At 66.4% G+C, this 14,902-nt stretch carries 12 protein-coding genes and 1 pseudogene; 2 read left to right on the top strand and 11 right to left on the bottom strand.

Going from position 1 to position 14,902, the window contains the following annotated elements:
- Positions 1-164: 164 nt before the first annotated feature.
- The 9 genes from ACFV8T_RS42270 to ACFV8T_RS42230 all read right to left on the bottom strand — a co-directional run bounded on the left by ACFV8T_RS42270 (position 165) and on the right by ACFV8T_RS42230 (position 10,824).
- Positions 165-686, bottom strand: coding sequence for a hypothetical protein (locus tag ACFV8T_RS42270; RefSeq protein ID WP_383079418.1), 522 nt, complete (start codon positions 684-686; stop codon positions 165-167).
- A 155-nt stretch (positions 687-841) separates the two neighbouring features.
- Positions 842-1,150 (bottom strand): hypothetical protein, encoded by a 309-nt coding sequence (locus tag ACFV8T_RS42265; protein WP_385338368.1) that lies wholly within the window; start codon positions 1,148-1,150, stop codon positions 842-844.
- A gap of 220 nt (positions 1,151-1,370) precedes the next feature.
- Positions 1,371-2,117, bottom strand: a complete 747-nt coding sequence (locus ACFV8T_RS42260; protein WP_385338365.1) for a GNAT family N-acetyltransferase — start codon at positions 2,115-2,117, stop codon at positions 1,371-1,373.
- A 365-nt stretch (positions 2,118-2,482) separates the two neighbouring features.
- A complete protein-coding gene (locus ACFV8T_RS42255; RefSeq protein WP_383861933.1) occupies positions 2,483-3,238 on the bottom strand; it encodes an SDR family NAD(P)-dependent oxidoreductase in 756 nt (251 codons plus the stop codon).
- Between the two features lie 202 nt (positions 3,239-3,440).
- Positions 3,441-3,728 carry a ricin-type beta-trefoil lectin domain protein gene (locus ACFV8T_RS42250; protein ID WP_385338362.1) on the bottom strand — a complete coding sequence of 96 codons (288 nt, stop codon included), beginning with the start codon at positions 3,726-3,728 and terminating at the stop codon, positions 3,441-3,443.
- A 392-nt stretch (positions 3,729-4,120) separates the two neighbouring features.
- Positions 4,121-5,305: a Wadjet anti-phage system protein JetD domain-containing protein gene (locus ACFV8T_RS42245; RefSeq protein ID WP_385338360.1), complete on the bottom strand. Its 1,185-nt coding sequence runs from the start codon at positions 5,303-5,305 to the stop codon at positions 4,121-4,123.
- A 1-nt stretch (position 5,306) separates the two neighbouring features.
- Positions 5,307-8,723: an ATP-binding protein gene (locus ACFV8T_RS42240; protein ID WP_385338357.1), complete on the bottom strand. Its 3,417-nt coding sequence runs from the start codon at positions 8,721-8,723 to the stop codon at positions 5,307-5,309.
- Positions 8,720-9,346, bottom strand: a complete 627-nt coding sequence (locus tag ACFV8T_RS42235; RefSeq protein ID WP_383079425.1) for a DUF4194 domain-containing protein — start codon at positions 9,344-9,346, stop codon at positions 8,720-8,722. The genes ACFV8T_RS42240 and ACFV8T_RS42235 overlap by 4 nt, the downstream gene beginning before the upstream one ends.
- Positions 9,343-10,824: a DUF3375 domain-containing protein gene (locus tag ACFV8T_RS42230; RefSeq protein WP_385338354.1), complete on the bottom strand. Its 1,482-nt coding sequence runs from the start codon at positions 10,822-10,824 to the stop codon at positions 9,343-9,345. Before ACFV8T_RS42230 ends, ACFV8T_RS42235 begins: the two co-directional genes overlap by 4 nt.
- 555 nt (positions 10,825-11,379) lie before the next feature.
- Here ACFV8T_RS42230 and ACFV8T_RS42225 point away from each other — a divergent pair.
- Entirely contained in the window at positions 11,380-11,532 is a 153-nt protein-coding gene (locus ACFV8T_RS42225) for a hypothetical protein (protein WP_385338351.1), read from the top strand.
- Positions 11,533-12,285: 753 nt separating this feature from the next.
- Here the strand turns inward: ACFV8T_RS42225 and ACFV8T_RS42220 are convergent.
- Positions 12,286-12,534 (bottom strand): annotated as a pseudogene (locus ACFV8T_RS42220) (site-specific integrase); the annotation flags it as partial.
- Here ACFV8T_RS42220 and ACFV8T_RS42215 point away from each other — a divergent pair.
- Entirely contained in the window at positions 12,490-12,699 is a 210-nt protein-coding gene (locus ACFV8T_RS42215) for a hypothetical protein (protein WP_385338378.1), read from the top strand. The pseudogene ACFV8T_RS42220 and the gene ACFV8T_RS42215 sit on opposite strands and share 45 nt — an antisense overlap.
- A gap of 822 nt (positions 12,700-13,521) precedes the next feature.
- On the opposite strand, the gene ACFV8T_RS42210 is transcribed toward ACFV8T_RS42215, so the two are convergent.
- The gene (locus ACFV8T_RS42210; RefSeq protein WP_385338348.1) at positions 13,522-14,433 is read right to left on the bottom strand and encodes a tyrosine-type recombinase/integrase; all 912 of its coding nucleotides are present in this window, start codon (positions 14,431-14,433) and stop codon (positions 13,522-13,524) included.
- Positions 14,434-14,902: the final 469 nt, after the last annotated feature.

The following is a 14,902-nucleotide window of genomic DNA, read 5'->3' as shown; positions in this document are numbered from 1 at the left end:
CTCCAACTCGGCCTTCCAGCAATCGACTTCAGGCATCACGTCCATACCCGAACAACGACAACCAGCAGCTCAGGACACGAAATCTGACTGGAGTACTAATACTCCAGTGCGAGTTTGTGATCGTGTGCTTCGACCGTGCCTGAGTGCGGGCCGCGACCGGCGGGTCACGTCCGGCGTCGGCGGCGCCAGTAATGCACAGTGACTGCCAGTAGCAGCGGCCCCCAGAGGATGATGGGCGCGTAGCAGAGGTTCAGGACCACGACGGAGATGCCGTGTGGAGCATCGGGGTCCGGATTGACGAACATGTTGTGGATCAGGCCCACGGAGTACACCATGACCAGGCTGGCTCCGACCAGGGCGGGGATCACTGCGGCCGGGACCGGTACCGGGCGGCCGCGCAGGCCCGGCACCCAGCGCGGCCAGACCTCGCCCCAGGACTGCACCAGGCCGAGCGTCAAGAAGGCGAAGACCTCCGAGAACACCGTCAGGCCCACGATGTACAGCGACCCCCAGCCGGGCACGTGGAGCGTCCTCTTGGCCTCCGGCCCGAAGCCCATCATCCAGCCCCAGGCCATCGGGAGCCGCCAGAGGCTGGACGGCAGCGGCGTCAGGACCGCCAGGCGCGCTGCGTTGCGCGCCCAGCGCGGGACATTGGGCTGGGTCTGCACGGCGGAGAACATTGGCATGGCGACGATCATGGCCGCAGTGCCGACCTCGCCGCGTCGGCCTCCGGTCGCAACTGGATCACGCCCCAGCAGGAGCTGTCCGTCCGCCTCGGGTAGCACGCGCCCGCCCGGCGACCCCGGACCCGATCACCTAGTGCTCCAGTGCGTTTCGTGATCTATCCAGCGGGTTCGCTGGCGATTCGGCGTCGGTAGTGGCTGCGTCGGGCTGTTGCTTGGTGGCGTCGGCGCCAGGTGGACCAGTGCAGCAGCTTGGCCGCTGTCACGACTGGTGGGTTGAAAACGGCGGCAAGTAGGTGGCGGATTTCCGGGACGGTCAGCGTGATCGGATCGCGGCTGCGGGCGAAGTGGTGCGTATCTGCGGGCGGTTCGGGGGTCGCGTCGGCGGCGAGGGCGGTCAGGAAGGCCAGGGCAAGCGTGGCAAGCGTGATGTGCCGGTGCCATGGATCAGCCCCAATCTGCGTCACGTGCTGGGGCGCAAGCGACGTGTCCGATCCCCGCACCCAGGCCCTGACGTGGTCGCACCGGCGCGGACACCACCAAGCCATCTCGCAACGCTCCCCCTACGGGAAGAGAGAGACATTGCAGGAAACGAAATCCCACTGGAGTACCGGATCACCGGCCCATCGGCGGCGTCCCGGACGTTCGCTGGACTCGACTGCCTTGAAAGCGCCGTGGCCCCGATCCCTATGGCACTACGACAGTCAGTGATGTGTCTGTCACCTGGAAGCCGAGCTTCTCGTAGACGCGGCGGGCCGGATTCGCATCACTCACGGCAAGCGAGACCTCGGCCAGCCCGTCGGCCGCAGCCACACCGAGCACCCGCCGCAACAGATCGGCACCGAGGCCCTTGTAGCAGGCTTCGGGGCGGCGGAATACGTCCGCGATCCATGGCTGACCGTCACGGTCGGTGAGGATCGCCCCAGCGACAACGCGGTCCGTCTCGTCCACCACCAGGGCACTGCATGGAAGGACCGGTCCGAGGACGGAACCCGCCAGCATCGGTTTCAGGAGCTCGTTCAGGGCCTCTTCGTCGCTGCCACGGTGATGGTCTGGATGACCGGCAGGAAAGGCGGCTCGCCACGCCGGGAACACGGCGTCGGCATCACGGTCACAGGGGACTGCCCGCAGTCCCTCGCCCAAGACCCGCGGGGACCAGTCGGCCGGCGGCGGGCATCCGACCAGGTCTCGCCGCATCTCGTGGGCGTGTCTCATCACCCGTGCACCACGGCGCAGCAGGTGCTCGCCGAGCTCCACAGATCCCGAGACCGCCCATCCGGACATGCCGGAGACGATGGTGTCCACGGGGTCGGGGCCGACCACTTCGGCCAGGTCCGCCCACGGGTGCCCCTCGCGAACACCCTGCAGATAGGTCAGGACCGGCACACCCTGCCGATTGGTCAGGGTCTGGCGCTGCTCGTCGTTCTCAGTCACTCGTCATCCTTGATAGACCGCATGTACCTCGGTGCGGCATTCGCCGGTTCCGCGTTCGCCGTGGCAACAGAATTCCGCAGCTCACACGCCTGTACGACAGCTCGGTGGTCCGCAGACCGCGGCAGCGGGGCAGACCACCGCCGAGGCCCGGGATCTGTCCCGGCAGCCCCGCTGAACTTCTCGGCAGTGGCTGCCCGCTGCGCCGTGAGTTGCGGCGAAAGTCCAGATGCGGTGTGCACCACCACCACTCGGACCGGCCGTCGCCCCCGAGCGCCTGGGGCAAGACCCACAACCCGTCACAAAGCGTGACGACCCTTCGAGGGATTCGACACGCCTGAGTATTGCTCGCCGCCAGCAGCGCGGGCTCAGACTGCGAAGCCGCCGTCCACCGCCAGCTCCGCGCCTGTGACGTATCGGGCGCTCTCGCCGGCCAGGTATGAGACGGCGTCCGCGACCTCCGCCGCCGTGCCGTAGCGGCCGAGCGCAGTGAAGCCGCGCTGGAAGTCGGCGGAATCGCCGTCGCCCGGGTTCATGTCGGTGTCGATCGGGCCCGGGTGGACCAGATTGACGGTGATCCCGTGCGGGCCGAGCTCCCGGGCCATGCCCTTGGTGAAGCCGATCAGAGCGGCCTTGCTGGTCGCGTAGAGCGCGCTTCCGCCGAAGGCCACGCGCTGGGCGATGCAGCTGCCGATGCTCACGATCCGTCCACCCTCGACCAGGTACTGCAGCGCCGCCTGGGCGTAGAGGTAGGGCGCGCGAACGTTCACCGCCAGCACCCGGTCGATCTGGTCGCATGTCACCGCCTCGATCGGCCCGACGGCGCCGACACCCGCATTGTTCACCAGGATGTCCAGCCGCCCGAACCGCTCGGCGACCGCCGCCACCGCGCCGCACACCGCCTCCGGGTCTGCGCTGTCCGCGCGGACGGCCCAGCCGCTCCGCCCCATCGCGGTGATCTTGGCGACCACCTCCTCGGCCAACTCGGCCGAGCCCTGGTAGGTCAGCGCCACGTCTGCGCCGTCCTCGGCCAGCCGCAGCGCGACCGCCGCCCCGATCCCCCGGCTGCCGCCGGTCACCAACGCCACCTTGCCGTCGAGCGCCGTCGCACCGTTCATCGTCATCTCCGTAAAACTCCTTGTTCCGGTCTTGGACACGCTCAATCCAAGACCGGAACGCCCTGCGGGTCCGGCGGCATTCAGACATCACGTTCAATCTTCAACGACGACTCCGTACACCCCGAGACGGCGCACGCCGACTTCGCCGCCCTCCAGCAGTGCGACCGCAGCCCCAGGTAGTTACTCAGCAAAGACTCAGGGCACTGGGTCACTCCCGCGCCCAGTGCTGAGTCGACCTCGACGGCTCGCAGGACGCCAGGACCGGCCAGCCGGAGCTCTCGTCCAGACACAGGCTGCTGTACAGGTTCACGACGGTGCTGCTGGTGCCCGTGCGCCAGTTCTGGCCGGTTTTGGAGCCGCATTCGGCCAGGTACAGCACGTTGACGTTGACAGTCAGGCACTGGCCGGCGGACTCGTTGTGCAGCATGTAGGAACCGCCCGAACCGGCCTTTGCGGTCCAGTTGGCCACCGGGCTGTCCGTACAGGCGGCGAACACAACGTTGAGGTTGCTCGAGGCCAGACACTGGCCGTAGCCGACGTCCCTGAGCCGGAAATTGCCGCCGGGCGCGGGGGGGGCTTCGGCGAGGTCGCACCAGACGCCCCACCGGAACCGCTGGAACCCTTGCTCCCGCCGGAGCCACCCGCGTCACCCGACCCACCAGTGGACTTGCCGCCGGTGGTCTTGCCGCCCGACGCACCCCCAGGTGAGCCGCCGGTGTTGTCGTTGCTGGACGAGCCGCCGTCCGCGCCACGTGGGACGGTGACCGACGAGTTCCGTGCTCTCCTTCGCGCTACGGCCCTCGCCAGGCACCAGGAACTACTCGCCGCAGCGCGATGAACCTGCCCCTTCATCGGCACCGACAAGCCGGCTGATGGTGTGTGCGGTGCCTAGCGGAGCTCGTTCAGGGCGTCTTCGAGCAGGTGGAACCGCACGCGCTCCTGTTCGAGTCGCACGTTGGGGCCGAACTCTCCGTCCACGAGGTTGTCGTAGACATCGGCCTCGTCCGGCGTCAGCGTGCCGAGAGGCTGGTGGGTGGGCGTGTCTTCCTTCACCCACTGGTCGCGGTGCTCCAGGAGAGTGCTCCGGTCCATCAGGATGGACCGCGTATGCGGGAAGGCCCGACGCAGCCGGTCGAGGATGGTGAACCCGTGAGTGTCCAGGTCGCCCCAGTACACGAGGCGTACATCGTTCAGCCAGGTCAGGGCGGATAGTTGGGTGACGGCGTAGCCGCCGCCGTGGATCACGATGCTGTGGCGCTGGTCGGGGAAGGCAAGGTAGGTGGTTTCGTTCTCGACGACGTACACGGTCGTGACGCCGGGCGGTGGCGCGGTGAACTCATGTGCACGGACTGAGAGTTCACTGAAGCCAGTCAGCGACTCGCCGCCGAGCAGCCGGAATCGCAGGTAGGCGGGCTTGCGCAGGAAGCGGAAGCGGGCGGCGAAGTCAGTGCGCGCGGCCTCGGTGTCGATGCGGTCGTCGGGAATGCACTGTTCGAGCAGGGTGGTCAGGATGGCGCGGTGGCGTTCGATGAACTTGGTGTCCACCCCAGGCACGTCGAGCTGCCGCAGGTAGACGGCTGGGCCGCGGAAGTCGGCGATCCAGCGGATCGTGTCCTGCAGGCGAGGCCAGTCGGCCTCCCGCTGGAGGACCTGCATGGGGTGGGCGATCATCCAGTCGATGAGAGCGGGCAGCGCTTCCTGGGTGGTGGTCAGCAGGGTTTGGTAGCGGGCGACGGTGGGGGTGACGCCGAGCAGGCGCCAGAGGTCGTCGCGGTCGTCGATCCAGACGCGGTCGGGGATGTTGTTCACACCAGCCAGGCGTCCGCCGAGTCGGCGGTATTCGATGCGCAGGTGCCGGTGTGCGCTGGGCGCCCACGATTCGGTCCAGGCGAGGACGTTGTCGTAGTGGCGGGTGATGTCGCCGGCTTTCGGGCCGCGCAGGGGAATCTCGACGGGTTCCCAGGATGCCCCGTCGGCGAGTTGGGTGAGGTAGGTACCCGTGTTCCAGCGTTTGCGGAGGCGTTCGAGGACGGCCTGCGGCGTAGTCCAGTTAGAGTTTTGACGCGTCGTCATCTCAGTCTCCCTGTCCGGCGGCGGGCTGCAGGCCGGCCAGGGTGTGGGCGAGGCGTTCTTGGCGGTACTGGGCGATGGTCAGGGTGCGCAGGCGGGAATGGTGTCCGCCGGGATTGTCGACGAAGCCGACGGCGGACACGTAGGGCTCGATGACGTGGATCTTCTGCAGCGGGGTGACGATGAGGAGTTGCAGGCCCAGGCGCTTGAAGAGGTCCAGGGCGAAGCGGGCGGATTCCTCCGAGCCGCGTCCGAAGGCTTCGTCGATGACTACGAAGCGGAAGGTACGGCTCCTGCTGTGGGTGGTGTCGAGCTTGAACTGGTAGGCGAGAGAGGCGGCCAGGATGGTGTACGCGAGCTTCTCCTTCTGTCCGCCGGACTTGCCGCCGGAGTCGGAGTACACCTCGTACTCGGAGTCGTCCTCGCGGCGTCGTTCACTGGCGCTGAAGACGAACCAGTACCGCACGTCGGTGACGCGCCTGGTCCAGCCGCGGTCACTGTCCACGTGGCCTTCGCGGCCCTTGAAGCGTTCGATTAGGTGCTGTACCTGGTGGAACTTCTCCTCGGAGTACAGGTCGGAGTCGTCGCCGGACAGGACGTCGTCGGTACAGGCGCGCAGTTCCGCGGTGAACTCGCGGATCTCGGTGTTGGGGGTCTGCTCGGGCTTGAGCATGATGTAGCGGCCAGGGTTGTAGTCGATGCCGGCCAGCGACTCGTTGATGGTGTGGATGCGTTCGCCGATCTCGTCGGCCCAGATGTTCAACTGCGCGTGGAATCCGGCGATTTCGCGGATCACGTTGGTCTTCAGGTAGGTGCGGAACTGGTCCTGGAAGCGCGGCAGGTCATCGGCAACGAGCTGCTGGTGCAGGGCACGGTATCCGGGAGCGGAGGCAACGGAGGCGTCGAGTTCGCTGGCCTCGACCTGATAGGTAGTGCGGAAGGAGCTCATCTGGGCGGCGATCGTCTGGGCGAGGCGGGTCTGCTCCTTGGCCCAGCGGTGCTTGTGCGCCGTCATCTCCTCGCGCAGCCGGGTTTCGGCCTGCGCGCACTCCTGCGCGGTCCGGCACTCCAGGCGGGCGGTGGTCAAGCGCTGTTCGAGGGCCGGAAAGTGCGCCTGTGCAGCGCCGGCGGCCGGTTCGTCGAGTACCGCGCGGGCCTCGTCGCAGGCGCGTTCAGCGGCGTCGCGCTCGCCGTCGACCCGTCCCCAGCGCTGGCTGGCCTTCTCGTAGGCGGCCCCTTGTTCGGTGATTTCGTCGGCGATCTCGGTGAGGCGACGGGTGAGTTCGTCCAGGTCCTCGGAGGCGGCTTGCAGGCGCTGCTTCTCCGCAGTCAGCTCGGTGATGCGCCGTACCGCGGACGGCCAGTCGATCTCGCCGTAGTCCAGCATCGCCGCCAGCCGGTCGAGGACCTTGTCACGGCTGATGGCGTCCTCGTACGCGGCTCCCAACCCGCGCTTCTTCTTCTCCATCTCGCGCTGGGCGCCGTGGACCCGTCCCGCCTGATCCAGGAGGGCATCGATCTTCGCCTGGTTCGTCCAGCCGAGCACATACATGCTGCGGTCGTCGATGCGGGTGGTGTCGTTCTTCTCGTGGCGGCCCCGCGCCCCCTTGATCAGCCCCTGTGCGGTGATGGCCAGTTCGGCGTGCCGGAAGTCCTCCATCGTCGGCACGCAGGCGTGGGAGGCACGGCGTTCGAGCTCGCCGACCAGCCACGGGGCGAACGGCGAGTCCTCGCGCACCTCGAGCTTGGTGAACAGCGCCGTGGACGCACCGGTGGGCAGGCGCCGCGGCGGGAGCTTGTCCGGGACGCGGAAGTAGACCAGCTTCGTCCCCAGGTGGTGGTCGTTGATCCAGTCGGAGACGCGAGCGTACTGATCGCCGGGGACCAGGAGGGACACGGCGAAGCCGCGCAGCAGCCGCTCGGCGGCTCCGGCCCACGCCTGTTCCTCGTCTCGGACCTGAATGAGTTCGCCAGCGAAGGGCAGGGCACTGTCCTCGATGCCGAGTTCGCGGCTCAGGCGGGCGCGTACCTCCAGCTGCTTGCGGGGGATGTTGCTGCGGCGCGAGCGCAGACTGATCAGGTCTGCATTGAGGTCCTCGGCCCGCTGATTCAGCTGTGCGGCCTCGACTGCGAGCGTCTCCAGGGCCGTGCGCGTCTCCTGTGTCGTCGCGGCGACGTCGTGCTGGGCCCGGGCGATCTCCTCAAGGCGGTCGGTGAACTGCGCCTGATCGGTGACCGGGGCCAGCTCTGCCTGCTCCAGCAGGGTTGCGTGCTGGCGGGCGCGCTTCTCCTGAGCGGCGCGCTGCTGCTCCGTCTCCTCCATCTGGCGCTCCAGTTCACCCAGGCGCCCGCCGCCCAGGCCCTCACGCTGCAGTTCCCACCGGCGTTCCTGGTCCCGCAGCCGCTCCAGCTCGTCCTTCGCGGTCTTCTTCTCACCCTCCAGGCGGGCGAGCATCCGCTCCGCCTCGGCGCGCTGGGCTTCGCGCAGCACCGACGTGCGCTGGGCGATGAAGTACCGCAGGGCGGCCTGCTGGGCGTCGGCCTCCTCGATGCGTGCGGCCAGGCCGTCGTAGGCGTCGCAGTCCTCAAGCAGCGGGGTGAGGGCATCGACCTGGGCACGGGCCCGCTGAACGGAGTTGTAGGTGGTAGTCAGAGCGTCGAAGTGACTCACGATGTTGTCCGTCATCGCCGCCGCATCGAACGGTTCGAGCATGTGACTGCGCACGAACTCGTCCAGGCTGCCCACCGACTTCATCGACACCGTCTGATGGAAGAGCTCCAGCGCCTGCTCGGACTCGATGCCCATCCGGCGCCGGAAATCCTTGCTGTACGGCGGGAACGTCTTGTGGACGCGGACATCACCCGCTTCGAGACGCTTCTTCAGCGCCCGCACCTCGGTGCCGAAGTCGGCGAAGTCTCCGGCGACGGACAGCGCACGGTCGGCGACGAGGAACAGCCGCTCGGGGCTGGTGGCGTTCCCGTCGGCCAGCCAGAACACCTGCCCCAGCGTGACGGTCGCCGCCAGCGCCGGGTTCGTGAACACGCCCGAAATGACGGAGTAGCTGCCCGGCTTGCGCAGCGCCACCGGCTTGGTGGTCCCGGTGGTCTCGTTGCGTTCGGACTTGTAGTGGCCCAGCACGTAGGAGCGCAGGCTGCGCTCGCCGCTCTCCGCACCGGCCGCCTTGTTGTAGGCGATCTTGCGGGCGGGCATGAACAGCGTGGTGATCGCATCCACCAGGGTTGACTTGCCGGAACCGATGTCACCGGTCAGCAGGGCGTTGGCGCCGCCGAGGCCGAACGACCACACGTGCTTGTCGAACGTGCCCCAGTTGTAGACCTCCAGACGCTCCAGCCGGAAGCCTGCCGCAGCCAGGTCGGTGAAGGCACTCGTGTCGGCGGGGCCGGGCTGGGCGGGGATCACTGCTGCTTCTCCTGGGGGGTGTGGGTGGCCGCATACTGGGCCAGGTTCGTGTCGAAGTCGGCGAGCCACTGCCCGTCGACGAAGGCTTTGATGATCCGCTGCACCTCGAACAGCTGCTCCTGCCCGCGAGCGCGGCGCAGAAATTGCAGGCCCACCACCTTGTTGATGTGGCCGTCGATCTGGTCGACCAGGCGTGCCTCGTTACTGCCGGCTGGGAGGAACATGCGGATCATCTCGACGATCTCGTCCCGGGTGATCATCAGGCGGGTGCCGTCGGCGCCCGCGTCGAACTCGGCGAGCCGCTTGCGCAGCAGCACGACCAGCAGACTGACGGGGTAGGACAGCGAGCGGCGGGGCATCAGCCGCGGAGGCGCCACGCGGAGATCGCGGACATCGTCCTCGTCGTCGGGTTTCGACTGGAGGAAGGCGTAGCCCTCCATCTCGTCGATCACCACGCGCAGCCCCATGACGTCGACGTAGTCCTTCACGTCGGCACTGTGGTGCAGGAGGGCGTCCCAGGCCCGCTCGTGCTGGTCGCGGAAGACCGGGCCCTTGAGCAGTTGGTTGACCGGCAGCGAGAGAGTGTAGGGCTGCTGCGGGGTGGGGGTGGCAGGTGTGGTCATCGCCCCTCCTTCGGGCTGGCTACCCAGGCGATGCCGGGGCTGATGCGGGCAAAGGTGACCACGGGCACGGTGGCGACCTGCTGGACGTCGTCCTCGCCGATCCACGTGATCTCTTCTTGGCGGTGGTCGTCGAACACGGTGGTAAACCCGTCGTCCGGTAGCGCGAAGTAGGCGACCAGTTCGGCAAGCCCCTGCTCCAGGGGGTGCTCGCGCAGCGTCTCGGCCAAGGACACCTGCGTGCGCAAGCCCAGGGCGTGATGCACCGCGGCCGTGAGCCGGGCGGGATCCACATACACCGCCTCGAACAAGGCGTCAGCGGTGAACTCCTCGTCCCCCGCCTCGATGCCGGTGCTGTCGATCGGTGCCTTGACCACCGGCGTATACAAGGGCCGCTCCAACGGCAGGGCGATGGCCGGGGCTGCTGCATCGATCTCGGCGACCAGATTCACGCCCGGCACGTCGCGCAGGGCCAGGGCCTGCGTCTCGATCGCGCGCACCAGTTCCAGGACGCGGCGGTCTTCCGAGCGCACGTGGTCGTCCAGGAACCGGCGGAGCTGATCCGACAGCTGCCGCACCGTGGCCTGGGTGCGTTCGGCGGCCTCCAGCCAGTCCCGGGGCATGCGTCGCATGCGCGGGTCAGGCTCGTCGATGGCCTCCATGGCCTCGACCTCGGCCAGCAGCGTCTTGAGTTCGTCCTGACGGCTCGGGGCGAGCAGGAAGTCGTAGAACGCCTGGAAAGTCCGTCCCTGGTCCGACTCTGCGATGCTCTCGCGGCTGCCCAGCACCTCGTCCAGGAGTTCGCCCTTGGCCCCGTCCCACGCGGCGATCTTGCTCCGCAGGTCCCGGTCCAAGTCCCGGAAGTTCGCCTCAACCTCGCGGAAGTCGGCCAGCAGCCCATGCGCCGTCGTCGTCACCTGCTGGTAGCGGTCCCGCAGCGCCGCGCTGTCCAGGACGTCCACCTCGCCAGCCTCAACACGCTCGACTTCCCGGTCGATTTCATGCCGCCGCCGGGTGAGCTCCGCCAGTCGCGCCTCGGGGTCGGTTTCGGTGCCGAACGTCATCTGCCGCAGCAGATCAAAGATCGTATTCAGGCGCGACTCCGTACCGACGAACGAACGCTCTCCCAGCGACCGGACCCACGCGATCGCCTTCTCGACCGCGGCCGTGGCGTCGTAGTGCGGCTCGTCCGAATCCGGCGGGTAATACTTGCGCAGCCAACCGTTCCCCGGTGCCGACCAGTCATCCAGATACGCCTTCGCGGACTTGGGAAACGTGCCCTGCCCCAGCCGATCATTGAGGGCGAACAACTCGTCGTCCAGCCGTTCGACAAGCTCCGCACCGGCAATCGAGCGCGCTCCCTGCTCGACGAACACCTTGTTGAAGAAGCTCAGCATCAGCGCGGCGTTGTCGGCCTTCAGTAGCCGCCAAGCAGCGCTCTGCTTCCGCAGGGCGACCAGACGGTCGTAGTCCAACTCCATACATCCTGCCCTCTCACCACTCCAGCAAGTACGACCGCATTTCCCGCCAACAGCGAAAACGCACGCCCCACTCGGTCGGCACTCATGCCCGCGTAGCCGTGCACAGGCATTCCGCGCCGGCCACAAGGAACCGTAGAGGCCACCACTGACAATGGGACTCGGCCAGAGCCGACGACGGGATAGGCCAGGCTGCCTCGGGGAAGGAAAACGGCAGGCAAGAGGCCGGATACATCCGGATTCCGGATCGTTCCCATTCCTCGCCCTTACAGCCATTTACGAACACAATTTCGATTCCCCGGCCGGGGATTTTGGCTCGCCTACCGGTCCGCCGGTGCCCTGCGCCATCCGGGCGGACGCGAGGCCGTGCCATCGCATCTTGATCGCGCCCGGCGAGAGCTGGGTCGTGTTGCCGTCAACAGATCGGGCCACCGGAAAGCGCCACAGGTTACCTCAAGATCAGAATAATCCATGATCCGGTTGGGTTTTCTGCCGAAATTCCAGTCGTTGTTTCCCTATGGCAGCCATGACGGCGCAAATACAGGGAGGGCCTCGCGGATGAACGGGCACATAGATCAACGGATGGTGCTGCTCATGCTCGTTGGATGCGGCACTGTGTACGTCGCCTTCGAGCACCCGTCGTTCGGTACCGCCCTCGCCGTCGGTGTCGCCGTGGTGACACTGCTCCACCTCCTGATGCGGGGGCACTGACCCGCATGCCGGTCAACTTCGGCACGCGCTCAGGGTTCTCGACAGCCGCCCTTGTTCGCAGCCCAGAACAGCTAACCGGAGCAGAGCAAACCCCGTCGACCACCGTTCAATCGGGCCCGTCCCCGTACGCGGAGACCCCCGCCGGATCAAGCCGACGGGGGGTCACATCGGTCACACCTGTCACGCGCGTGTCACCAACAGCGTCGACACTCCTCAACCACAAGGCCCTGAACAGGACAAACGCTCCCGACTTGGACCACGTAGACGCCAGAAGACGGCTTCTACGACATGTGCCAGGTGGGACCGTCGCGGCCCAGGACGGACAGCCGTCTCGCTATCAGTGGCCGGGCGCAGCGCCTTCGAAGGGATGGGTACGCACAGGCGGAGATCTTGGAGCCGAGATCAACCCTGGGATGCCGGCTGAGCGCCCGCTACAGTCACTCAGCGTGCCTGCGACAGCGCCAAGTTTCATCTCCCGCCGTCCGTCACGGCAGCCCTCCCTGGGGAGAATCTGGGGAGGATCAGCGCTGCTGGGGAGCGTCTGGGGAGAATCGACTACATAAGACTGCACGCCCCTGAAAGACCCTGAAAGATTCATCTGCGCTGGTCAGAGGCGACTGAAGCTGCATCGCTCCAGGTCAGCGCGACATGGTAGACAACTTCATGACAAAGGTGCCCTGGAGACTGGGACAAGCAGTGAGCATGCCCTGAATCCTTGTCACTTGAACACGTGCAGACGCGCAGATAGCGCGCTCACGGACGAGCCGGGGGAAAATCTGCGGAGTTTGGAACCATGTCTCCATTGGCCTGACCATCGAGCAGACTGTCGATCGGGCAACGCGCCTCCGGCACGAAGTGGGCATAGTGGTCCAGCGTAATGGTTGCAGACGAGTGCCCCAGCCACCTGGCCAGTGCCACCACGGACTCCCCACCCTCAAGGACGATCGAGGTGTACGTGTGCCTCAGCACACGGAAGCCATCCCTGCGCTCCGCCTGCCACTGCCGCAGCTTCGCACACTCGTCTACCTCAAAGCCGCCCCGAAAGAGGTCGACCTCATCCCCAGCTTCACGGGGGACATGACGGGCATCGGCCACCACGGAACCTGCGACCTGGAGCTGCAACTGCACAGGCAACGGCGTCCGCGATGGGGGTGGGTCCTGCGGTGAGTTCGAGGATGCGGCGGCGGATGCCGGGCTGGCGCACGAGTTCCGCAAGGACGGGGGTGATGTCGTCGCGGGGGACGTCGGCGTAGTCGATGGCCTGTCCGATGCGCTGCCGCTGCCCGGCTGCTTGGTGGCTCCGGTAACCAGCCGCGTTGGTCTCACACCGCGTGGCGACAGTTCGCCGATTACTGCGGAGAAGCACAGGAGGCAGCGGCTGGAGGGGGGCGGACTGGTTGGGGGGCGTTGTTGGCATAGGCGTACGGCGAGGAGTTGGGCGTTCCGGCCGTGGAGGGCCCGATCCGCCCCCGAATGCCGAAGTTCAACGCTGCGTAGTCAGCACCAAGTCAGCACGGGACAGGTGATCAGGGGTGCTGACATACGGTTTCAGGTCAGCACCAAACCAGCACGGGAGTCAGCACGAGGGCAATAAACCATGCCTGATAGCGCAATCCTGACAGGCGCCTGCCGGCCTTCAATACGGTCCTCGAAGCAGTCTCGACGTGCCTGTCATAGTGGCCCCGCGCACACTCGGCCCGAGAACTATCGTGTCCCACCACATACGCCCCTGACCTGCCCCTTCCTACGGTGTGGCGACACGGAACCGTCCCCGCCAACCGTCCGGAAGTGGTACCCATGGCCGCCCCAACAACCTCTCCGCCAGCCCCCTCGAACCTCAAGCGCATCGTCACCGCAAGTCTCATCGGGACCACCATCGAGTGGTACGACTTCTTCCCCAGCGTCCCCTCACGGACCAGTGGGCGGGACCTGAGGTACACCCGAGAGGTGGAACCGCCGGTCTGAACCTGCAAGTAGACAGGTGGTTCATCAGTCTGTGCCCCAGAGGCCGACGTCCAGGATGCGTGCAGCCTTGGTGATGTTGCCCGGCATCAGATGCCGGTAGGTGCGAAACGTCTCCTCGATGGACTTGTGCCCCATCCACTCTGCTACGTCGGTGATCGGTATACCGTTGCCGAGCGCATTCGAGGCGAAATAGTGGCGGAAACCATACATGCCCAGGCCGTCCACGGCTGGGGCATCCTTGAAAAGCCGATGCACACGGCGCCGTTCCATCGCCTCGGTGTAGTACCCGCTCGGGCCGCGTAGCAAGTAGCCGTCCTTCGTGGTTCCGTGCTTCTCCTCATAGCGCGCCATTGCTTCTCGCACTGAGCGCGGCAGAGGGACCTCACGAAACTCACCCGACTTGCGGTGCTTCAGCTTCGCCGGCTTGTGGGTGTTGGAGTGAATCTGCTCGTGCACCCGATAGACGTCCTCGGCCACGACGTTGTTGATGTTCACCGCCCGGGCCTCGCCATTGCGCAGTCCGCACCCCGCCATCATGACGATTTCCAATGCCAGATCTTCGTCAGCGACCGTGAGGGCCTTCGCTACGTACGCCAGGGACGGGATAACCACCTTCTCCCGGACGTACTCCGGTTCCTGCACTCCCTTGACCGGATCATCCGCCATCGCCCCCTTGTCGTAGGCGTCTCGCAGAATCGCCTTGAGGGCACGGAATATGTTGACCTGATTGCCACGACCAACGCCGTCGACCTCCAGGCTGTCCAAGAAGCGCTCGATCACCAATGGCGTGACCGAGTTCAATTTCCGCGACCCGAGACGAGGAATGATGTGCGCGTTGATGGAACTGTCCACGTGCTGGCCGGTGGAGTACTCAGTCATTCGGCGTTGCCGGGGCCGCCAACCCTTCACGTACTCCTCGACCGTCTGCTGACCCAACTCACGGCGCGCCTCAGCAACAGACGGCGCCGTCGTCCGCTTCTCCGCATAAATCTGCGTCAGGCGATCAATGGCATCGTCCTGTGTCCTGCATCCGGTCTCCTTGCGCTGCTTGCCGAGCGCATTCCTGAATCGAACCGACTACGTGTGGGAGCAGCGCGTCGACTTGATGCAGTCGCACTCCTTGAAGAAGGTCCCCATCCCCCGTGCGAGTTGTCGAGCCATGTAGCGAACCTCTCAAGCGAGCCAGATCTCCACGCCCAGATCGCGACCACGACGGTCATAGGCAGCAAGCTGGACACCACTGCGCGCCATGCTCACTGGTTGCTAACCGGGAACGGCTTATCATGCCTCTGGCCTGCGCATATGACCAAGTGTTAGATCTTGGACTTGAACATGGCACGCAGCATCGAGGTGCTCCTGAATCTAGGCTCCCTGCCTGCGTTTTTGCAGGTCAAGGGCTGTTCTC

This window comes from Streptomyces sp. NPDC059832 (genome assembly GCF_042731715.1).
Taxonomy (GTDB): domain Bacteria; phylum Actinomycetota; class Actinomycetes; order Streptomycetales; family Streptomycetaceae; genus Streptomyces.
This window is presented reverse-complemented; position numbering and strand designations above follow the sequence as displayed.